The sequence below is a fragment of the Thermanaerovibrio acidaminovorans DSM 6589 genome (genome assembly GCF_000024905.1).
GTDB lineage: Bacteria > Synergistota > Synergistia > Synergistales > Synergistaceae > Thermanaerovibrio > Thermanaerovibrio acidaminovorans.
Genome location: NC_013522.1, coordinates 29,150 through 50,678, shown reverse-complemented (window position 1 = coordinate 50,678; position 21,529 = coordinate 29,150). Strand labels below are relative to the sequence as shown.

Here is a 21,529-nt window from a genome sequence, read left to right as displayed (position 1 = left end):
ATGACGGGCTCCTTCCCTCAATCGAGGTGCCGGCGCAACAGACTCTACCCCACCATCCGCCAGGCCCTCATGGAAACGGTGATCACCCCCTCCAACCTGGTGCTTCCCCTCTTTGTGGTGCCCGGCGAATCCGTGGAGGAGCCGGTGTCCTCCATGCCGGGGGTTCAGCGATGGAGCGTAGATCGGCTGGGGAAGCCGGTGGAAGAAGCTATGGAAGCGGGTGTCCGATGCTTCCTGCTGTTCGGCATCCCCTCCTACAAGGACCCGGACGGAACGTCCGCGGACCGACTTGACCAGCCGGTCCAACGGGCCCTGAGGCTTCTCCGGGACCGGTACCCGGAGGCGTACCTGGTGGGGGACGTTTGCCTATGCGAGTACACGTCCCACGGCCATTGCGGTATTATTAAGGAAGGCAATATCGATAACGACCTCACCTTGAAGAGGCTGGCTTCAGTGGCGCTGAGCCATGCGGAGGCTGGGGCTCACGCGGTGGCCCCGTCGGATATGATGGACGGTAGGGTTTCCGTAATCAGACAGGAGCTGGATGGATCGGGGTTCTCGGACGTTGGTGTATGGAGCTACGCTGCCAAGTTTGCCTCCGCCTTCTACGGTCCCTTCAGGGATGCGGCGGAGAGTACCCCCGCCTTCGGGGACCGGAGGAGCCACCAACTGCCGGTAGAGAACCGGCTTGAGGCGATAAGGGACGCCCTGATGGACCAGGATGAGGGGGCGGATCTGTTGATCGTGAAGCCCGCGGGGACGTCGCTGGACGTGGTGAGGGACCTGCGGGAGGAGGCCCGGTTACCCCTGGGGGGCTACGTGGTTAGCGGCGAGCACTCCATGCTGGCCGGTGCCATATCGGCGGGGTTGCTTAGGGAGGATGCTTACCTGGAGTATCACCTTTGCGTCAAGCGAGCGGGCTGTTCGGTGATCATAACCTACGGGGCGGTGGACCTGGCCCGGAGGGTGAGACGGCTACTGGGGGTGTGAAGATGGAGGGCCGTTACGTGGATCCGCGCTCCACCGTGGACGACAGCGTGGTCATGGGCTTCGGGGTGGTAATCGAAGAAGACGTGCTGATAGGTCCCAACGTGAGTATAGGACACAACGTGGTGATCCATAGGGGGGTCAGGATAGGCCCCGGGTGCCGTATAGGGTCCAACACGGTGCTGGGGCGTACCGCCCCCGCCGATGGGGGGACCCCCAGGGAGTTGCCCCCCCTGGTGGTGGCCCCCAACGTGACCATCGGTTCTCTGTGCGTCATCTACCGGGGTGCCCTGATAAACCAGCTGGTCCAGATAGGGGACCTGGTTAGCGTCCGGGAGGACGTGACCATCGGGGAGATGACGGTGATCTGCCGGGGGGTTACAATAGAAAATAAGGTAACCATCGGTCGGAAGGTCAAGATCGAGGCGGAGGCCTACGTTACTGCCCTTTCCAACATAGGGGACCACTGCTTCATCGCCCCGGAGGTTACGTTCACCAACGACAATCTTCTCGGGGAGACCCGGGATCGGAGCAGGTCCAGCGGGGGCCCAACGCTGCTTAGGGGGGCTCGGATAGGCGGCAACGCCACACTCCTTCCCGGCGTTCAGATCGGCGAGGACGCCCTGGTGGGAGCGGGCAGCGTGGTCACTCGGGACGTTCCCGCCGGGGTGATCGTGGCGGGAGTCCCCGCCCGGCTGCTTAGGCCGGTCCCCACCGAGCAGCTGCTGATGAGGAGGAAGATGTACGATCAATGAAGAAATCGCTCCCCGCCCACACGTCGGCGGTTCGCAAGATCCTGCTGGATGTGGCCTGTGCTCTCGTTTCGTCCCTCGCAACCTTCGTCCTCAGGCTGGATCTGCCGCTGCCGGTCAATTTCGCCCCATCGCTGGTCCCCTACTCTATCCTGGCGACGGCCACTAAGCTGGGTCTGATCCTTTGGTTGGGCACATGGCGCCAGTCCTGGCGGAACTCCTCGGTGCCGGATCTGATCCAGCTTCTGAAGGTCATGGTCGCCTTCGTGGTGATCATGTCCGGGGTGGGCTTCGTACTGGGCCCCGCAAACATGCCCCTCCCCCGGGGGATACCCTTCATTGACGGGGCCATCACTCTCCTCTTGTGGGGGGGCATTAGGCTTCTGGCCCGGGGTTTTCACGAACGGGAGGGGCATAGCGGGTCCCACCTCAGGCCGGTGGTCATAGCCGGAGCGGGATCCGCAGGCACGTCGTTGGCCCGGGAGATCCAGAGAAACCGGTCCTGCGGCATGAGGGTAGCGGCCTTTCTGGACGATGACCCGGCGAAGCTGAAGATGACCATCCTGGGCGTGCCTGTGGCGGGGACGCTGGACCAGCTTGGGGAGGTGCTGGACCGGTTCGGGGCCAGCGAGGTTTTGATCGCGATGCCATCCGCCCCGGGTTCGGCGGTGAGGCTCGTCATGGAGCAGGCCTCATCCAGGCGGGTCCGGGCCAGGATAATCCCCGCCATAGCGGAGGTCCTCTCCGGCCGGGTCTCCCTGGACCTGGTGAGGGACGTGGAGGTGGAGGACCTGCTTCGCCGTGAGGCGGTGCGGCTGGACCTGGATGAGATCGGCAGCTACCTGCGAGGTCAGCGGGTTATGATAACCGGCGCAGGAGGATCGATAGGAAGCGAGTTGGTCCGACAAGCGATCCCCTTCGGTCCGTCGCTCCTGGTGCTCCTCGGTCGAGGGGAGAACAGCCTGCACCAACTTGAGATGGAGCTAAAGGGGATGGACCCGGTGCCTCCCTTCGTCACCGTAGTTGCGGACGTGAGGGACAGGACCAGACTCGGAAGGGTTATAGCCCGTTACCGTCCATCGGTGGTGTTTCACGCGGCGGCCCACAAGCACGTTCCCATGATGGAGGAACACCCGGAGGAGGCGGTAAAGAACAACGTGCTGGGGACGCTGAACGTGGTGGAGTGTTGCATTGAGGCTGGTGTATCAACCCTGGTCAACATATCCACCGACAAGGCGGTGAACCCAACGTCGGTGATGGGAGCATCCAAGCGGCTGGCGGAGATGGTGGTACGCCGGGTGGCGGACCGGGTGCCTCCGGGCGGAGCTTACGTGTCGGTTCGGTTCGGCAACGTGCTGGGCAGTCGAGGGAGCGTGGTCCCCCTGTTCAAGGAGCAGATCCGACGCGGAGGACCGGTTACGGTTACCGATCCGGAGATGGTACGCTACTTTATGACCATCCCGGAGGCGGCGCAGCTGGTGCTTCAGGCGGGGGGCATGGGGATGAACGGGGCGGTGTTCGTGTTGGACATGGGGGAACCGGTGAGGATCGTGGACATGGCGAGGGACCTGATCCGCCTATCGGGCTTGGAGCCCGATAGGGACATCCGTATAGAGTTCACCGGCCGTCGCCCGGGAGAGAAGCTGTACGAGGAGCTCTTGACCGCCGAGGAGGGAACCGAGGCCAGCCGGCACAGTAAGATCTTCGTGGCCAGGACGGAGCATATGGGTCTGGAGCTGGACCAGGTCATCCAACGTCTCAGCTTTGCTGCGGAGGTTGGGGACCAGGAAGCCATAAGGCGGATCCTGTCGGAGGCGATCCCGACCAGCCGTTTGGAGGGCATTGGCCCCGGGGGGGATTGAGGGGTGTACCTCCGGTTTGGCAAGAGGCTTATGGATCTGCTGCTGGCCTCCCTGGGGCTGCTCCTTCTTTGGCCCTTGATGTTGCTGGTGGGCCTGCTGGTCAGGATCAAGCTGGGATCACCAGTGATCTTCAGGCAGGTGCGTCCCGGCCTTGAGGGCAAGCCCTTCACCCTGTACAAGTTCAGGACCATGAGGGACCTCCATGGGAGCGACGGGGCCCCTCTACCAGATCGGGACAGGCTGACCCCCTTCGGCGTTTTCCTCAGGTCCACCAGCCTGGATGAGCTTCCGGAGCTCTTCAACGTTCTCAAGGGGGAAATGAGCCTAGTCGGCCCCAGGCCGCTTCTGATGGAGTATCTAGATCTCTACACCCCGGAGCAGATGAGGCGTCATCAGGTTCGCCCGGGTATAACCGGCATTGCGCAGGTGATGGGACGAAACGCCCTCCCGTGGGAGGAGCGGTTCCGGCTGGACGTCTGGTACGTAGACAACCTGTCGCTGACGCTGGACCTCAAGATCCTGGCCATGACGGTCTGTAAGGTCATCCGGCGGGAGGGCATCTCCCAGGAGGGGCAAGCCACGGTGGAGAGGTTCCGGGGCAGCGGAGTTTCGGGAGGAGGAAGCGAGAATGGTTGAGCGGATACACCTGTCGCCTCCCCACATGACCGGGGAGGAGCTGGCGCTGGTTAAGGAGGCTTTCGAAAGCAACTGGGTGACCCCCTTGGGCCCCCACGTGGACGCATTTGAGGCAGAGATGTGTGAGTATCTAGGCGTCAAAGGTGCCCTTGCTCTCTCGTCCGGTACCGCAGCGGTCCACCTGGGGTTGGTGTTGCTGGGGGTAGGCCCCGGTGACCCGGTGATCTGCTCTACCTTGACCTTCGCTGCCAGCGTTAATCCCGTGGTTTACCTTGGGGCGGAGCCGATCTTCGTGGACTCCGACGAGGAGACCTGGAACATGTCGCCCGAGGCACTGGAACGGGCAATTCGCTGGCTCCATGCCCAGGGTCGGCGGCCCAAGGCGGTTATCCCGGTGGACCTGTACGGTCATAGTGCGGACTACCGTCGGATAAGGGAGATCTGCGACCTTTGGGATATCCCGGTGTTGGAGGACGCTGCGGAGGCCTTAGGCGCCACTTACGGGGATCGCAGATGCGGCACGCTTGGGGAGTTCGGAGTGCTCTCATTCAACGGGAACAAGATAATAACCTGCGGAGGCGGTGGAATGCTGGTTTCGGATCGGGCAGATGATTTGGAGAGGGGCCGATTCCTTTCCACCCAGGCCAGGGAGAAGGTTCCCTGGTACGAGCACCGTCAGGTGGGTTACAATTATCGTCTAAGCAACATTCTGGCCGCCATAGGCCGAGGGCAGCTGAAGGTCATAGAGGACCGGGTGGCGTGCCGCCGTCGGATTTTCGACCGGTACGTTGAGGGGCTTGGGGATCTGCCGGGGCTGAGCTTCATGCCCGAGGCGCCCTACGGCAGGAGCAACCGGTGGCTCACGGTGATCCAGCTGGGGGAGGAATCCCCGGTTACTCCCCTTGAGTTAATGAAGCGTCTGGAGGAGCGGCACGTGGAGTCTCGGCCGGCTTGGAAGCCCATGCATCTTCAGCCATTGTACCGGGGTAAGGCTTACTTTCCCCACCGGGAGGGTTACAGCGTATCGGACCGGCTTTTCCAGCGGGGACTGTGCCTTCCCTCCGGATCGTCCCTCCGGGAGGATCAGCAGGACCTGGTTATCCAGATCATCCGAGAGGCCATGGGGGCTTAGCGTAACCAGCCGGTGAAACGCTGTTCACCAGAATGGACCGGACAGGAGGTGTGCCTTTTGCGATCTAACTCCCAGGGTGTCAAGGTGATACTGGCGGCCAATATGTCATGGCCGGTGGTTAACTTTCGACTACCACTCATAAGGGACCTGGTGGCTAACGGCTGTTCCGTAGAGGTTCTATCCCCTGACTGGCCAGGAGAGCAGCTTGAAATTCTGCGCAGTGCTGGGGCCCGGGGTCTTACGTTCCCCCTCCAGAGAACCGGCATAAACCCCCTGTGGGACATAAGAACCCTTTGGCACCTGTACCGTCACTTCCGCAACTCCAAACCCCAGGTTGTGTTTTCCTTTGGAGCAAAGACCAACGTTTGGGGCATGGTAGCTGCCCGAATGGCCCGGGTTCCCCGCCGGGTAGCCATGGTGGAGGGGATGGGCTATGCATTCACCGACTCCCCCGGAGGGGGGGTTAATCGTGGTCTTCTGCGATGGATCCTCCGGATGCTCTACCGCCTGGCCTTCGCATCGGCACACCGGGTGGTGCTGTTAAACCAGGACGACCTTAGAGATTTAACTAACCTATGTGGCCTAGATGAATCCAAGGCGTACCTTCTGGGCCCCATAGGGATCCCCCTCGAAGATTGGCCCATGCGGGAACCCCACCTAAACCCGATCACCTTCACCATGGTTGGTCGCATCCTTCGCGAGAAGGGGGTAATGGAGTACCTTGAAGCGGCTCGGATTGTAAAGAGCCGTCACCCGGAGGTTAGGTTCAACCTTTTGGGTCCCCTGTTTGACAACCCCGGCACCCTCTCCGCCATGGACATAAAACCCTATGTGGAGGACGGCACCGTCTGCTGGCCCGGCATGGTGGACGTTAAGCCCTGGCTAGAGAGGACCAGCGTTTTCGTCCTCCCCTCCTACTACCGGGAGGGAGTGCCCAGAAGTACCCAGGAGGCCATGGCCATGGGGCGGCCGGTTATCACCACCGACTCGGTGGGCTGCAGGGACACGGTGGAGGACCGGGTGAACGGGTTCCTGGTGCCCCCCAGGGACGTGGCGGCCCTGGCGGAGGCCATGGAGAGGTTCGTGATGGAGCCGGAGCTCATAGTCCGGATGGGGCTCGAGAGCCGCCGGATGGCGGAGGAGCGGTTCGACATGCGGTCAGCCAACCGGCGGATAATGGAGGTAATGGGAGTCATCGCTTAGCTAGCAATTAAGCTCGCCGTGTCTAACCCCTTGGCGCTTGGGATACTATCTACTGGCCATAGGGGCACCAGTCCCAGTATGGATCCCGTACACAGATACAAGTTTTTTCTTCATCCTGCTCTTGACGATTGCAACCCTCTGGGGGTAAGTTAAGATTTACTCACCCCCTTAAAGAGCCCGAGAGATGTCTCACATGCATAGCGTCATCGCGTAGCCATATCTACCGCTGTCCAGATGTGAGTAGTTTTGATAAGGTCACCCGCCCTGGGGGAAGGACCACCTGGATCCGGTAAAAAGCAACACCGCCTCCAGCCAGGCACCGGCGGACATTTCCTTACTTCTGCCTTTGCATATACATATACCAGCTCAAGCGCTACTATAGCTTTTCCCGCATCGCAAGGTTCCGCGCTCCCCTATGGATGGTGTTCGCCGAAGAAGTAGCGGTAGAAGGCGAAAAATCCGTTTTCCCCCGCTGAGACCGCTTTATCGGGGAGATATTGGGCCCCACATTGCCCCCACCCTTGCGCCCCTGGGTTTTGGTGATAGTATGATAGGCTAAACACTGGAGCGAGGGGGCGGTTGGGGTGGAGGTTTTCTTCGACTTCGCGTGCCCGTACTGTTACCTTGTCTGGAGCTTCCTGGGCAGGCTCGGCATGCTGGAGGGGGACCTCAAATGGTCCCCCTGGATGATAAGGCCCGACGTGCCCCAGGGGGGGCTCAGGAGGCGCTGGCCATTGCTGGACGAGCTTAGGCGCCTTGGCTCCGACGCGGAGGTCCCCTTCGCGGAGCTGGAGATCATCCCCAATACCCGGCGGGCGCTATTGGCGTACCTTTGGGCGGACCAGCGGGGGCTATCCAGGGAGGCGTTGAAGGCCACGTTCCTCGGGTTCTTCGCCCAGGGGCGGGACATAGGGGACCCCAGGGAGCTGTGCGCCCTCTACGCTGAAGGGGGGCTGCCGGATCCCTCCCAGGCCTTCGAGGACGTGGCCCTCATGGAGCGGCTGGGGCAGTTGGACGTGCGGGCGGAGGCCATCGGGGTGGAGGTGGTGCCCTCCTTCGTAGAGGGGGACCGGGTGGTGCTCTCCTGGCGGACCAGCTTCGTAATGAAGGACCTGGCGGAGTTCATGAGGGGACGGGGGATCTGAGGTGCCGCGGATAGTGGTGATGGGCGCCTCCGGCCGGGAGATGCTACTCAAGGTGGCGCACCATCCCAACGTGAACCACCCGGTGCTGGCCGATAGCTTCGAGGAGCGAACCTCCGGCCGGGGGGCCAGGCAGGCGGCGGCCTGCTCCAGGCTCAGGGGGCAGGTGAGCCTCATATCCGCGGTGGGCAGCGACGGCTCCGAGCGGGCAGTTCTGGAGGACATGCAGGACCAGCGGGTCAACATGCGCTCCTCCAAGGTCATCCGGGGGGCCCAGACCATGCGGGAGGTGACCCTTCGCATGGCCTTCGGGGGACAGAGCAGGGTGGTCTACCCGGGGGCGTGCGCTATGCTCACCTCCCAGCACGTTTTGGAGGCATCCAAGACATTCCAGGGGGTGGCCTGCGCCCTCTTTCAGCTGGAGCTGCCGGTTGAGGCGGTGATGGAGGGGATGCGGTGCGCTAGGCGGGCGGGGGCGGTGGTGCTCCTGGACCCCTACCCCGCCACCGGGAACCTGCCGCCGGAGATCTGGAGCTTGACCCAGGTAGTGCTGCCCAACGCGGAGGAGATGGCCCGCATAACCGGCAAGGACGACCCGGACGAGGGGGCGGGGAGGCTCATGGACCTGGGGGTCCAGGCGGTGGCAGCCCACCTGGGGCCCCTGGGGGCCATCCTCTACTCCAGGGGATCCAGGCCCCGGTCGTTCCAGGCCTTCCGGGTGGACACTGTGGATCACGACGGCGCGGGGGACGCCTTCGCCGCCGGGGTGACGGTGGCCCTCTCGGAGGGGATGGACATGGAGGAGGCGGTCCGGTTCGGCTGTGCCGCCGGGGCCCTGGCCTGCACCCGGGAGGGCACCCTGAACGCCTTCCCCGCCAGACAGCAGGTGGAGGGACTGCTCGTCTCCCAACCCTCCCCGGGGAGGACGTGACTTATCCACACGATATCCACCGAAGGGATGTGAAAAACCCCCATGAAGGTGTTGAAATCTCCAAGGGTGAAGGACCGGGCCTCCAGCTCGGACCTGTACGGGGTGAGCCATGAGGTGCGGCGGATAATCGACTGGGTGGTGCTCCACGGGGACCGGGCGGTGCTGGAGGGCTCCCGACTACACGACAGATCCTCCCGGGACAGCATCCTGGTGCCCGTGGAGGAGCTCCAGCGGGCCCACCGGTCCATGGATCCGGAGCTTCTGGAGGCGGTCCGGTATGCGGCCTCCAACGTGGAGACCTTCGCCCAGCGACAGAAGGGGGCCCTGATGCCCCTGGAGGAATCGGAGGTCCGGGATGGGGTGTACCTGGGTCACCGAGTTGTTCCGGTGGACTCCTGCGGCATCTACATCCCCGGGGGCTCGTACCCCCTTATCTCCACCGCGGTGATGCTGGCGGTGCCCGCCCGGGTAGCTGGGGTGGGCCGCATATGCGCCTGCACCCCCGTGAGGCGCGGCACCAACTCCCCGGATCCGTCGGTCCTGGGGACCCTCTACGAGCTGGGGGTAACGGAGGTGTACGCCGCCGGGGGGGCCTACGCGGTGGCCGCCATGGCCCACGGGACCGAGTCGATCCCGCCGGTGGACGTGATCGTTGGCCCGGGCAACAAGTACGTCACCGAGGCCAAACGGCAGTGCTTCGGCAAGGTGGGCATCGACTTCGTGGCGGGCCCCAGCGAGGTGCTCATAATCGCCCAGGAGGGGGATCCGGACTTCATCGCCTGGGACCTCCTGGCCCAGGCGGAGCACGACCCGGACGCCAAGGGGGTGCTGGTGACCACCTCCCCTGCCCTGGCCCGGCAGGTGATGGACCGGGTGGAGACCATACTGGGGGAGATAGTGACCTCCCCGGTGGCCCGGTCCTCCTGGGAGGACCACGGGGAGGTGCTGGCGGCGGAGGGGATGGACGAGGCGGTGGAGTTTTCCAACCGGATGGCACCGGAGCACCTGGAGCTGATGGTCCAGGACCCGGACCGGTGGATACCGCGCCTTCGGAACTACGGAGCCCTTTTCATCGGGGAGCACTCCGCGGAGGTCTTCGGGGACTACGCCTCGGGGAGCAACCACACGTTGCCCACCGCCGGGGCATCCCGGTACACCGGTGGGCTATGGGTTGGAACGTTCCTCAAGGTGCTGACCTCCCAGCGGGTGACCCGGGAGGGGGCCCGGGAACTGGCCCGGGTCTCCGCCCTCCTGGCCCAGGCGGAGGGGCTCATGGCCCACCGGGGGGCGGCGCTTGCGAGATCCCGGAAGGGGTGATGGGGATGAGGACCCTCAAGGCGGTGTCACTGGCATCTGTGCTGGTGCTGCTCCTCTGCGCCTCCGCCCTGGGGGCTCCCAGGGTGTCGGTGGTGACCCTGCGAAGGACCCTGGGGGACCTAAGGATATCGGTCCAGTACCCCCGGGTGGAGACCGGGGGGGATCCCAAGGTGCTGCTTCGGATGAACCGGGCCTTCAAGGAGGAGGCTGTGAGGGTCCTCCGCCAAATGGAGGCCCTGGCCAGGGAGGCAGGGGACAGGGGGGATCCGAAGCTCTACCGGTGCGAGAGGAGGGTTAGGGTCACGTTCCGCCGGGGGAACCTCTTCAGCTTCACCGCTGAGCAGTTCGTGAGCCTTCCCAACATGGCCCACCCGGACTCGGGCCTCGTGGGGCGCACCTACGACGCCTCCACTGGGGAGGCGGTGACGCTGGACCGGCTCTTCCTGCCCCAGTGGAAGCAGTTGGTCCAGGACCGGGTGGGGAGGATGGCCATGGACCGGATCGGATCGGGGAAGCTGGAGATCAACCAGGACCAGGACATCCCCTCCGCAGAGGAGTACAAGGACAGCTTCTATCTCTCCAGGGACCGGCTGGTGATCTACTGGGAGAGGTACCGGTTCACCCCCGGGTACGTGGGGGTGGTGGCCTTCGAGATCCCACTGCGGGAGCTGAGACACCTGGCCCGGGAGGCGGCGGTGCGGTTCCACTGAACCACCTTGGCAGTCCGGGGGTCGGGGCTGGGTCCCCGGCCCCCTTTCCATTGGAAGTTGACATGGGGAGTCTTTGACCATAAGATACCGACCGTACGGTCTGGAATTTGCAGGTTCACCAGAAGGGGGATCCGGATGAGGATAAAGGCAGACTGGCGGTTGGGGGCCCTGGCGGTGCTGGCGGCCCTTGGGGTGTTTTGGGGGCTGAGGCACTTCTCCCCTCCCGACGAGGAGACGGTGGGCAAGGCCCAGCCGGTGTCGGTTCGGGAGGTGGGGCCCATGGACTTTCGGGAGGACTTCTCCACCCAGGGGACCATCCGGGCCCTTCGGTTCGCGGCGGTTACGCCCAAGGCGGACGGTACCATCCTGGAGGTGTACGTCCGGGAGGGGGACCGGGTGCGTCGTGGTCAGCCCCTGTTCAGGACCGACAACGTGCGGCAGGAGGAGGCGTACCGGATCGCCCAGCGGGACGTGGACGCCGCCAGCTTCGCGGTGGAGGAGCGGACCCATGCGGTGATCCGGGCCCGGGCGGAGCTGGAGCGGGTGGAGCTGGACCTGAAGCGCTTCCGGGAGTTGCTGGACGAGGGGGCCATAAGCCAGAGCATGTTCGACGATGTATCCACCCGATATAGGCAAGCGAAGGCCATGTACGCCTCCGCCCAGAGCATGCTCAACTCCGCCCAGGCTTCTCTGAGGAAGGCCCAGGGGGCGCTTAACATAGCCAGGAAGAACCTTTCAGACACCACGGTGGTCTCCCCCATGGACGGGATGGTGAGCCGCCGCCTGATGGAGCCCGGGGAGATGGGCCGGGCGGGGGTGCCGGTTCTCCGGATAGACGATCCCTCCCAGGTGGAGGTTCTGGCGTACCTGCCATCGGAGATGTACCCCAAGGTGGTGCCCGGGGTGACCCGGGTTGAGCTGCTGGACTCGTCGGGGGCCCCGGTGGAGGTGCTCACCGTAAAGATCAAGAGCCCGGTGGTGGATCCCACATCCCGGTCCTTCGAGGTCCGGTGTCTTGCGGAGGGGGGCCCCTCCAAGGTGCCCGGCGCCATGGCGGAGCTCCGGTTCCTGCTGGGTAGCAGCAGGTCCCTGGGTATCCCCAGAAGGTCGGTGGTCCACCGGGAGGAGGGGGACGTGATCTACACGGTGAGCGGTGACGTGGCCCGGATGGTGCGGGTGGTCACCGGCCTGTCCACCGACGGACACGTGGAGCTGGTCTCCGGGGACGTGAAGGCCGGGGACCTGGTGGTGGTGGACGGGGCCCAGATGCTGGATCAGGGGTCCAAGGTCAAGGTAGTGAGGAGGTCCAAGTGATGCTTCACCGGGCCTCCCTGAGGCGCCCCATCGCCATGGGGTGTCTGCTGATCGCCCTGTCGCTACTGGGGATCAACGCCTACCGGAAGATGGGGCTGGAGCTGATGCCCAAGGCGGACGTGCCGTACGTCACGGTGGTCGCCATCTGGCCCGGCGCCTCCCCCCGGGATATAGAAACCGACGTGGCCAAGAAGATCGAGGACGCGGTCTCCTCCGTGGACGGGATAAAGCACATAAAGTCCACCTGCATGGAGAACGTGGCGGTGGTGAGCCTGGAGTTCGAGCTGGGCACCGACGTCAACGTGGCGGCCAACGACGTCCGGGAGAAGATCGACCCCATCGTGCCGGACCTGCCCGAGGGGGTGGAGAAGCCCATAATCCAGAAGTTCGACATCAACGCCTCCCCCATCATCACCATGGCGCTGGTGGGGGACATGAGGCTGGACGAGCTGTACGACTACGCGGACTCCCGGCTCAAGGACCGGTTCTCAACCATTCCGGGGGTGGCGGAGGTGAGGCTCACCGGGGGCTCCAAGCGGGAGCTCCACGTGCTACTGGACCCTTTCCGGCTGGCGGAGCGGGGGCTCACCTCCAGCCAGGTGACCCGGGCCCTGGCGGAGGGGGTCCGGACCATACCTTCCGGGCGGATCAAGGACGGGGAGGACGAGTGGTCCGTCCGGTTCGACGGGGACTACCGGAGCGTCCAGGACCTGGCCATGATGCCCATAGCGGCCCGGAACGGGGCCAGGGTGTACCTGAGGGACGTGGCCCAAATCCGGTTCGACACCGCGGAGAGGCGTCAGGCGGTCTTCCTGGACGGCCGTCAGGCGGTGGGCATCCGGATCGTCAAGAAGGCGGACGCCAACGCGGTGGAGTTGGTGGACCGGGTGATGAGGACCTTCGAGTCCCTTAAGGGGGAGCTCCCCGGGGGGATGAGGCTGGTATGGGTCACCGATGAGGGGACCTACATCCGCTCCTCGGTGCGGAACACCATCTCCAGCATAGTCCAGGGGATAGTCCTCACCGCCGGCATCCTCTTCTTCTTCCTGTACAACCTGCGGTCCACCCTGGTGGTGTCGGTCACCATGCCCCTCACCATAATCATGTCCCTGTTCTTCATGCAGCTCATGGGCTACACGCTGAACACCTCCACCCTGCTGGCCCTGGGGCTGTCGGTGGGGATTTTGGTGTCCAACAGCCTGGTGGTGCTGGAGCGGGTGCTGTCCAAGCTGAAGGAGCACGGGGACCCCAAGAGGGCCGCCCTGGAGGGCACGTCGGAGGTGGCCCTGGCGGTGCTGGCCAGCGCGGGCACCAACGTGGTGGTGTTGCTACCCATAGGGCTCATGGGCAGCATGGTGGGGCTCTTCTTCCGCCCCTTCGCTATCACGTCCCTGACGGTGAACGCCATGTCCATCTTCATATCATTCACACTGACCCCCATCCTATCCGCGTACCTCCTCAAGGTGACCTCCGGCGGGAGGCTGGAGAGGCTGGAGGAGCGGTTCAACCGGTGGCTGGACCGGCTATCGGATAGGTACGTGGGGGCGGTGCGGCACCTGGTGTCCAGCCGGGCCCGGGCCACCGGGGTACTGGTCCTGGTGCTGGTGCTCTTCCTGCACGCCATGACGTTGCCCAAGAGGATAGGGTTCAACTTCGCCCCCGACGTGGACAAGGGGAACGTTTACGTGAAGCTGGAGTTCCCAACCCGCCAGAACCTGGACGCCACGGTCCAGGGGGTGAGAGAGGCGGAGGAGCGGCTCAGGGACCTTCCTCACCTGAGGCACGTGTTCTCCACCGTGGGCACCGTGGAAGGCATCGGGGAGAACGAGGAGGGGGTGTACCTAGCGCAGCTGCTGCTCAATTTCTCCGACAAGACCGAGAGACGGGAGAGCATCTTCCAGCTGGTGGAGGAGGCTCGGCGGCGCATGAGGGACTTCCCGGGGGCCAAGGTGTCGGTAAGCATACCTTCATTCATAGGGGGGCAGAACGTGCCCATCCAGATGGACATAATGGGGGACGACTTCGAGCAGCTGGACCGGATAGCCCTTGAAGTTCAGCGTCGGGTCCAGGAGAAGGGGGGCTTCTTCGACGTGGACACCTCGGTGAGGGAGGGCAAGCGGGAGTTGCTGGTGCGGCCCAACAGGGCGGTGCTGGCGGACCTGGGGGTGCCCCCCCTGGCCATAGGGGGCATGTTGAGGAACAACCTGGAGGGGCAGAAGGCGGCGGTCTTCAAGACCCTGGACAAGAACTACGACATCCGGGTCAAGTTCCAGGAGGTGTCCGGAACCCAGCGGGTGGCCAGCTTCCAGCTGCCCGGGCCCGGGGGTTCCACGGTGCCGTTGGCTTCGGTAGCCCAAGTGAGCCAGGGCCTGTCCCCCATCAAGGTTTACAGGTCAGACAAGATGAGGACCAGCAAGCTGTTCGCCAGCCTCTCCCCTGGGTATCCGCTGGGCACCGCGGTGGAGGACGTGGAGGACATGGTGAAGCGGGAGAACCTGTTGCCCCCAGGCTACACGGTGAAGTTCCGGGGGGACTACGAGCGGATGGCGGACGCCAACCAGGCGTTCCTGGAGGCGGGGGTTCTGTCGGTGATCCTCACGTTCCTCACGCTGTCGGCCATACTGGAGTCCTTCAAGTGGCCGGTGTTGATCCTCACCACTGTTCCCCTGGGGATGGTGGGGGTATTCTGGGCCCTGTGGCTAACATCAACGGGGATGAACATCTTCGTGCTTCTCGGGGCGGTGATGCTGATAGGCATCGTGGTCAACAACGCCATCCTGGTGGTGGACCAGTTCAGGTCTCTGAGGGCCCAAAGGCCTGGGCTGGACAGTGCGGAGCTGATGCTCATGGCGCTCAAGGAGTCGTTCCGCCCAGTGTTGATGGTCACGCTGGCGGCGGTGCTTGGGATGATGCCCCTGGCGCTGTCCCGTGGGATGGGCAGCGAGTTCACCACCGGCATAGGCATCGCCTCCGCCGGTGGGGTGGCAATGTCGGGGCTGCTGGCCCTGTTCGTGATTCCCCTCCTCTACATAGTTCACCTGGAGTGGAAGTCCCGCCGGGGAGGGGATGGGGGGAAGGGATGAGGCGAAAGGGGCGCCTTCTTTATAGGGGCGAGAGAGGATGGGCATGTCCTCTCTCGCCTCGTTTTCTATCTAAGCATCCACCTCAAACACCTTCATTTGGGGGAAAGTGCAACAATTTCTCCGTTGGATCAAAGTTGGCAAACCATATCTCTAGGATAACAGTCCCTCGTTACCTTAAGAGTCCCTGCTTATTTTTTTATTTTATCACCCTACCACTGTTTAAAGCCCAGCCCCCATAGAACAAAAACCCCCGGCCCGGTTATCCCGTGGCCGGGGGTGACGGATCGCAAGCCTACCCCACGAAGACCTCCTCGATCATCTTGAGGGCCCGGTCGATCTCCTCCTTGGTGATCACCAGAGGGGGAGCGAAGCGGATGATCCAGCTGTGGGTCTCCTTGCAGAGGAGCCCCTTGTCCTTCAGGGCGGTGGTGTAGATCCGGGCCTTGCCGGCGGACTCGTTCAGCACCAGCCCGATCAGCAGCCCCTTGCCCCGGACCTCCTTTATCTTGTCCGTCTTGGCCTGGATGGCCTTGAGCCCATCCATGAAGTACTTGCCCAGCTCCGCTGCCCGGTCCGCCAGCTTCTCCTCCACCAGCACGTCAATGGCCGCCATGGCCACCGCACAGGCCAGGGGGTTGCCGCCGAAGGTGGAACCGTGGGTGCCGGGCTTGAAGACCCCAAGGACGTTCTCGTTGGCCGCCACGGCGGAGACGGGGAACACCCCACCGCCCAGGGCCTTGCCCATGATTATGATGTCCGGGTCAACCCCCTCGTGCTGGAATGCGAAGGTCTTGCCGGTGCGGCAGAAGCCGGTCTGGACCTCGTCCACCGCCAGCAGCACGTTGTTCTCCCGGCAGATCCGCTCAAGTCCCTTGAGGAACCCGTCGCTGGGAACCCGGATACCCGCCTCACCCTGGATGGGCTCCACCAGGATGCCCACCGTGTTCTTGTTGACCGCCCGCTTGACCGCCTCCAGATCGTCGTAGGGGACGATGACGAAGCCCGGCGTGTAGGGGCCGTAGTGGTCCCTGGCGTCCGGATCCACCGAGAAGGAGATGATGGTGGTGGTCCGGCCGTGGAAGTTCTCCTCGAAGACGATTATCTCCGCCTTGTCCTGCTCAACCCCCTTCACCAGGTAGCCCCACTTGCGCATGGTCTTTATTGCGGTCTCCACCGCCTCGGCGCCGGTGTTCATGGGAAGCACCATGTCCTTGCCCACGAACTCCGCCAGCTTCTTGGCGAAGAGGGGCCAACGATCGTTGTAGAACGCCCGGGAGGTGAGGGTCACCAAGTCCGCCTGATCCTTCAGGGCCTGTATTATCTTGGGATGGCGATGCCCCTGGTTAACCGCCGAGTAGGCGGAAAGCATGTCCATGTAGCGGCGCCCCTCCGGATCCTCCACCCATATGCCCTCCGCCTTGCTGATAACCACCTCGAGGGGATGGTAGTTGTGGGCACCGTACTTGTGCTCCATCTCCATGAGCTCCTTGGAAGTGTACATCCGGCCTCTCCTCCTTTTTTGTAGCCTCGCCAGGTTGGGACCGTCCTCCGTCGACTGGGCCTTCCATGCGAGATCCGCGGCGGGGCATTGAACTATTTTCTTTCGAAAGTTTACACCATTCGGGATTGAAGGGCAACCCCCCCATGATTCGCCGCGGCGGGCCCGGCTACCGATCCAGATCTTACCAGAACTCCCGCATAATAGCCAGAAAAGAAAAAGTAATATCCGTGCCTTTTGAAGATCGGTTTTCATGGTATCCTTCCGTTGCGACGCAAAATCTGGAAAAATATCCCGAATTTGAATTGTGTTTCTTAAGTGAGGTGATGGTTCGAACCAAGGCCGCATGGCAATGAACCCCCACCAAGGGGCGCTTCATCTTCATCATCATAAACCAAACGGAGGGATGCATTTTGAGTCAGAAGCGACGAGGGCTGTTCAACCGGTTCCTGGACCTGGTGGAGAAGGGGGGCAACAAGTTACCCCACCCGGCAACCCTGTTCCTCATCCTTGGGGTGGCCATAATCATCATATCCGGCATAGCGGGATCCATGGGACTCAAGGTCACCTACGAGAGGATCGCCAAGGGGGTGGCGGAGCAGGTCACCGTGGAGGCGGTCAGCCTCACCAATAAGGAAGGGATCCGCCGGATCGTCTCCGAGGCGGTGACCAACTTCACCGGCTTCGCCCCGTTGGGCACCGTGTTGGTGGCCATGCTGGGAGTGGCGGTGGCGGAGGGCACGGGGCTCATCCAGGCGTGCCTCAAGAAGCTGGTGCTCAGCACCCCCAAGAGGCTCATCACCTTCGTGGTGGTCTTCGCGGGGGTCATGTCCAACATAGCCTCCGACGCGGGCTACGTGGTGCTGGTTCCCCTGGGGGCCATAGTATTCATGGGCTTCAAGCGGCATCCCCTGGCGGGACTGGCCGCCGCCTTCGCCGGCGTCTCCGGGGGCTTCAGCGCCAACCTTCTGGTGGGCACCCTGGACCCCCTCCTCTCGGGCATAAGCCAGGCGGCGGCCAACATCTTCCAGCCGGGCTACATCGTGAACCCCACGGATAACTACTTCTTCATGGCGGCCTCCACCTTCGTCCTCTCCATCATAGGCACCGTCATCACCGAGAAGGTGGTGGAGCCTCGGCTGGGAGAGTACCACGGGGGAGATCACGATGACCACGACATATCCACCATCACCGACCAGGAGCGCAAGGGCCTCCGCTGGGCGGGGCTGAGCCTGCTTATCTTCGTGGCCATCGTGGCCGTCCTGGTGGCCCCCTCAAACGGCATCCTCCGGGATGACGAGGGCAAGATCCTGGGACACACCCCATTCATGATGGGCCTGGTGCCCCTCATCGCCGCCTCGTTCCTCATCCCCGGGGTCTTCTACGGCATCGCCACCGGCTCGGTGAAGAACGACAAGCACGTGGCCAACATCATGGGCAAGGGCATGTCCACCATGGGCAGCTACCTGGTCCTGGCCTTCTTCGCCGCCCAGTTCGTGGCCTACTTCGGCTGGTCCAACCTGGGCATAATCCTGGCGGTCAAGGGGGCGGAGCTCCTCAAGGCCACGGGCATGACCGGCGTCAGCCTAATAATCGGATTCGTCCTGGTGGCGGCCTTCATTAACCTCTTCATCGGAAGCGCCTCCGCCAAGTGGGCCATAATGGCCCCGGTCTTCGTCCCCATGTTCATGGCCCTGGGCTACACCCCCGCTTTCACCCAGCTGGTCTACCGTATCGGGGACTCCTGCACCAACATAATCACCCCCCTCATGTCCTACTTCGCGGTCATCGTGGCCTTCGCCCAGAAGTACCGGAAGGACATCGGCATGGGGACCCTCATATCCATGATGCTCCCCTACTCCCTGGCCTTTCTGGTGGGCTGGACCGCCCTGCTGGTCATCTGGTTCCTGCTGGGACTCCCCATAGGACCCGGAGCGTTCATAAGGCTATAATCCAAGAAGTCCCGAGGGGGCCCAAAGGCCCCCTCTAACGTTAGAAGGAGGCGACTCGACTTGATAAACCGGGAAAGGCTGCTGGAGGAGTTCCTGGAGCTGGTGCGCATACCTAGCCCCTCTGGAAGGGAGAAGGCCATGGCGGACCTCTTGGTGGCCAAGCTCGCCCAGATGGGGCTTCAGGTCACCGTGGACGATGCGGGCGACAAGGTGGGGGGCCAGACGGGGAACGTGATAGGCCGCCTCAAGGGCACCGTGGAGGCCCCAACCATCCTATTCAGCGCCCACATGGACACCGTCACCCCCTGCGACGCCATCAACCCCATCGTCAAGAACGACACGGTCTACAGCGACGGCACCAGCGTACTCGGGGCGGACGACAAGGGGGGCATCACCGCCATCCTGGAGGCCCTGCGGGTCCTCAAGGAGAACTCCATCCCCCACGGTGACGTGGAGGTGGTCTTCTCCATATGGGAGGAGGGGGGCCTCAAGGGGGCCTTCAACCTGGACACATCCGCCCTCAGGGCTAAGCACGGCTACGTGCTGGACAGCGGCGGGGATGTGGGACAGATCATCACCTCCGGCCCCGCCCAGGACAAGATAGACGCGGTGATCCGGGGACGCAGCGCCCACGCGGGGGTGGCGCCGGAGGAAGGCGTAAGCGCCATCATGATCGCTGCCCGGGCCATCGACCGGATGAACCTGCTGAGGATAGACCCGGAGACCACCGCCAACGTGGGCTACATCATGGGGGGCGGGGCCACCAACATCGTCACCCCCGAGGTTACCATAAGGGCCGAGGCCCGAAGCCTGGACCAGGAGAAGCTGGACCGCCAGAGCCGCCACATGGTTCAATGCCTGGAGGAGGCGGCCTCCCACTTCGGGGGCTCCGCAGAGGTGACCGTCACCCGGGCGTACCCCCCCTTCCGGCTGGACGACCAACACCCCACGGTGGCCATGGTGAAGAGGGCCCTGGAGCGCATGGGGGTGACCCCCACCACCACCTCCACCGGCGGCGGCAGCGACACCAACGTGCTCAACTCCAAGGGGATCCCCTCGGTTAACCTGGGGGTTGGCATGAGGAAGGTCCACACCCTGGAGGAGCACATCCACGTGAAGGACCTGGAGACCTCCGCCCGGATGGTGCTGGAGATAATCCGCTCCTTCGCCGGCGCCTAGGCCCCCAAGGCCCCAAGGACGGGCCCCCCGAGTCCTCATCACCCTGGGGGCCCTTGTCGGCTATAATAGCCTGGTATTCGACCAAAATTTGGGGGTTGACTCATGGAGTTTCAGGTCAGGAACGTGGCACAGATCGCCCAGGCGGATATGCGGTTCGGGGACCTCACCGTTCTGGTGGGCCCCCAGGGGGCGGGCAAGAGCGTGTTACTCCAGCTGTTCAAGCTGGCCATCGACAGGGCCTACGTGGAGGACACCATGGCCAGTTTCGGCCAGGACTGGCAAAGGGGCAACCCAAGGGCCCTGCTGGACGCCTACCTGGGGCTGGGCATGGGGCGCAGCTGGAATGAATCGAGCCAGATGCTGCTCCAGGGGGAACCGGTGGACCTGGCTTCCGAACCGAAGGGTCACCCCACCCAGGAGGCCCTGTTCTACATCCCCGCCCAGAGGGCCATATCCATGCCCGCCGGCTGGCCCCAGCCATACAGGGCCTACCGCTCCACGGACCCTTTCGTGCTCAAGAACTTCAGCGAAGCCCTCCGAACCCACATGGATAACATCTCCTCCCGAGATAACATCTTCCCCACCAAGTGGAAGCTCAAGGGCCCCATGCGGAAGCAGATCGACTGGGGGGTCTTCCACGGGGCCAAGGTCTCCATGGGGGACCTGTCAATGCAGAGACAGGTGGTCCTCAAGGTGGGGGGAGGGAGGGATAACTACGGAGTATCCTACACCGCCTGGTCGACCGGACAGAGGGAGTTCTTCCCCTTCCTGATGAGCTGCTACCGGCTGCTCCCCTCCTCTAAGAAAACCAAGGACGACAACATCCAGTGGGTGGTGATCGAGGAGCCCGAGATGGGGCTTCACCCCCGGGCCATCTTCTCCTCCGTCCTCCCCCTGGTGTTCGACATGCTGCACAGGGGCTACCGGGTGGTCATCTCCACCCACTCCCCCAGCGTGCTGGAGGCCCTGTGGGCCATCAGGGAGATAAATGCCAGGATCCTGTCCAAATACAACGCCAGGGACAGGAGCAACAAGGTGAAGCTCATATCGGAGATGATGGGGCTAAAAACCGCCCGGGGGGACGTGAAGGACATGGTGGACAGTCTCCTGGAAAAGAAGATCCAGGTCTACGGGTTCCAGCTGGGGCAAGGGAAGGACCACCTGGTGCATGTCAAGGACATATCCACCCTGGACCCCTCCAGCGACGACCCGGACATATCCGGATGGGGGGGGATCGTATCCTACAGCTGCGGGATCTCCGAGACGGTGGCCAAGGCGGAGAGGGGGGCCATCCGGTGACCGGTCCCAGCAAATTCGAGAGGGCCCTCCAGGCGGTGGGGGGCCTTAGGATGCAACGGGGGCTCAAGGCCCTGGGGAACAACTCCAGCAAGGTCACCTGCAAGGACAGCCGTATGATCCTGGGCAGCGTGGACCTGGACAAGGACCTGAAGGACCAGATGCCCCAGGATAGCCGGTGGGACTACGTGATAGGATATGAAAACAACAAAGAGGATAAGGCCTTCTTCGTGGAGGTCCACCCGGCCCACACCAGCGAGGTAAGCCAGATCGTCAAGAAGGCCCAATGGCTCAAAAAGTGGGCCGAGACGAACGCCAAAGAGCTCTGGGGGATGAAGCACCGAATCTACTGGATCGCCACCGATGGGGTACACATTAGATCCAACGACCATGGCCTAAGGAAACTGTCCCAATTGGGGGTCTCCCGCCCGGTCCCCAGGCTGGACCTGGACAAGTGCGATCCTTGACCCTAAAAGGGCCCACGTAAGCCGGCGGCCCCATTTACGGGGCCGCCGCGCCACATCCAACTCGACGA

17 protein-coding genes are annotated in these 21,529 nt (G+C 63.4%); 16 read left to right on the top strand and 1 reads right to left on the bottom strand.

Annotation, left to right across the window (positions count from 1 at the left end):
• The 12 genes from hemB to TACI_RS00150 all read left to right on the top strand — a co-directional run bounded on the left by hemB (nucleotide 1) and on the right by TACI_RS00150 (nucleotide 15,069).
• Nucleotides 1-990, top strand: a complete 990-nt coding sequence (gene hemB / locus TACI_RS00205; RefSeq protein ID WP_012868797.1) for a porphobilinogen synthase — start codon at nucleotides 1-3, stop codon at nucleotides 988-990.
• A gap of 2 nt (nucleotides 991-992) precedes the next feature.
• Nucleotides 993-1,742 (top strand): acyltransferase, encoded by a 750-nt coding sequence (locus tag TACI_RS00200; RefSeq protein WP_012868796.1) that lies wholly within the window; start codon nucleotides 993-995, stop codon nucleotides 1,740-1,742.
• Nucleotides 1,739-3,601 carry a polysaccharide biosynthesis protein gene (locus TACI_RS00195; RefSeq protein WP_012868795.1) on the top strand — a complete coding sequence of 621 codons (1,863 nt, stop codon included), beginning with the start codon at nucleotides 1,739-1,741 and terminating at the stop codon, nucleotides 3,599-3,601. The genes TACI_RS00200 and TACI_RS00195 overlap by 4 nt, the downstream gene beginning before the upstream one ends.
• A 3-nt stretch (nucleotides 3,602-3,604) precedes the next feature.
• Nucleotides 3,605-4,237 (top strand): sugar transferase, encoded by a 633-nt coding sequence (locus tag TACI_RS00190; RefSeq protein ID WP_012868794.1) that lies wholly within the window; start codon nucleotides 3,605-3,607, stop codon nucleotides 4,235-4,237.
• On the top strand, nucleotides 4,230-5,369 hold the full coding sequence (locus tag TACI_RS00185) for a DegT/DnrJ/EryC1/StrS family aminotransferase (protein WP_012868793.1): 1,140 nt from the start codon (nucleotides 4,230-4,232) through the stop codon (nucleotides 5,367-5,369). The genes TACI_RS00190 and TACI_RS00185 overlap by 8 nt, the downstream gene beginning before the upstream one ends.
• A gap of 57 nt (nucleotides 5,370-5,426) precedes the next feature.
• Nucleotides 5,427-6,572 (top strand): glycosyltransferase family 4 protein, encoded by a 1,146-nt coding sequence (locus TACI_RS00180; protein WP_012868792.1) that lies wholly within the window; start codon nucleotides 5,427-5,429, stop codon nucleotides 6,570-6,572.
• 584 nt (nucleotides 6,573-7,156) lie between these two features.
• Nucleotides 7,157-7,717 (top strand): DsbA family oxidoreductase, encoded by a 561-nt coding sequence (locus TACI_RS00175; protein WP_012868791.1) that lies wholly within the window; start codon nucleotides 7,157-7,159, stop codon nucleotides 7,715-7,717.
• Between the two features lies 1 nt (nucleotide 7,718).
• Nucleotides 7,719-8,645, top strand: coding sequence for a carbohydrate kinase family protein (locus tag TACI_RS00170; protein ID WP_012868790.1), 927 nt, complete (start codon nucleotides 7,719-7,721; stop codon nucleotides 8,643-8,645).
• 42 nt (nucleotides 8,646-8,687) lie between these two features.
• Nucleotides 8,688-9,962, top strand: a complete 1,275-nt coding sequence (gene hisD, locus TACI_RS00165) for a histidinol dehydrogenase (protein ID WP_012868789.1) — start codon at nucleotides 8,688-8,690, stop codon at nucleotides 9,960-9,962.
• 5 nt (nucleotides 9,963-9,967) lie between these two features.
• Complete coding sequence (locus TACI_RS00160; protein ID WP_164925058.1) at nucleotides 9,968-10,672, top strand: RsiV family protein; 705 nt, start codon at nucleotides 9,968-9,970, stop codon at nucleotides 10,670-10,672.
• Between the two features lie 135 nt (nucleotides 10,673-10,807).
• The gene (locus tag TACI_RS00155) at nucleotides 10,808-11,986 is read left to right on the top strand and encodes an efflux RND transporter periplasmic adaptor subunit (protein ID WP_012868787.1); all 1,179 of its coding nucleotides are present in this window, start codon (nucleotides 10,808-10,810) and stop codon (nucleotides 11,984-11,986) included.
• Complete coding sequence (locus TACI_RS00150; protein WP_012868786.1) at nucleotides 11,986-15,069, top strand: efflux RND transporter permease subunit; 3,084 nt, start codon at nucleotides 11,986-11,988, stop codon at nucleotides 15,067-15,069. Before TACI_RS00155 ends, TACI_RS00150 begins: the two co-directional genes overlap by 1 nt.
• Nucleotides 15,070-15,361: 292 nt before the next feature.
• Here TACI_RS00150 and rocD read toward each other — a convergent pair whose 3' ends face one another.
• A complete protein-coding gene (gene rocD, locus TACI_RS00145) occupies nucleotides 15,362-16,570 on the bottom strand; it encodes an ornithine--oxo-acid transaminase (RefSeq protein ID WP_012868785.1) in 1,209 nt (402 codons plus the stop codon).
• Nucleotides 16,571-16,980: 410 nt separating this feature from the next.
• Here rocD and TACI_RS00140 point away from each other — a divergent pair, with 410 nt between their 5' ends.
• The 4 genes from TACI_RS00140 to TACI_RS00125 all read left to right on the top strand — a co-directional run bounded on the left by TACI_RS00140 (nucleotide 16,981) and on the right by TACI_RS00125 (nucleotide 21,461).
• The gene (locus TACI_RS00140; RefSeq protein WP_012868784.1) at nucleotides 16,981-18,519 is read left to right on the top strand and encodes an AbgT family transporter; all 1,539 of its coding nucleotides are present in this window, start codon (nucleotides 16,981-16,983) and stop codon (nucleotides 18,517-18,519) included.
• Between the two features lie 60 nt (nucleotides 18,520-18,579).
• Nucleotides 18,580-19,698 carry a M20/M25/M40 family metallo-hydrolase gene (locus TACI_RS00135; protein WP_012868783.1) on the top strand — a complete coding sequence of 373 codons (1,119 nt, stop codon included), beginning with the start codon at nucleotides 18,580-18,582 and terminating at the stop codon, nucleotides 19,696-19,698.
• A gap of 102 nt (nucleotides 19,699-19,800) precedes the next feature.
• On the top strand, nucleotides 19,801-20,997 hold the full coding sequence (locus TACI_RS00130; RefSeq protein ID WP_012868782.1) for an ATP-binding protein: 1,197 nt from the start codon (nucleotides 19,801-19,803) through the stop codon (nucleotides 20,995-20,997).
• Entirely contained in the window at nucleotides 20,994-21,461 is a 468-nt protein-coding gene (locus tag TACI_RS00125; RefSeq protein ID WP_012868781.1) for a hypothetical protein, read from the top strand. Before TACI_RS00130 ends, TACI_RS00125 begins: the two co-directional genes overlap by 4 nt.
• The last annotated feature ends 68 nt before the right edge of the window (nucleotides 21,462-21,529 follow it).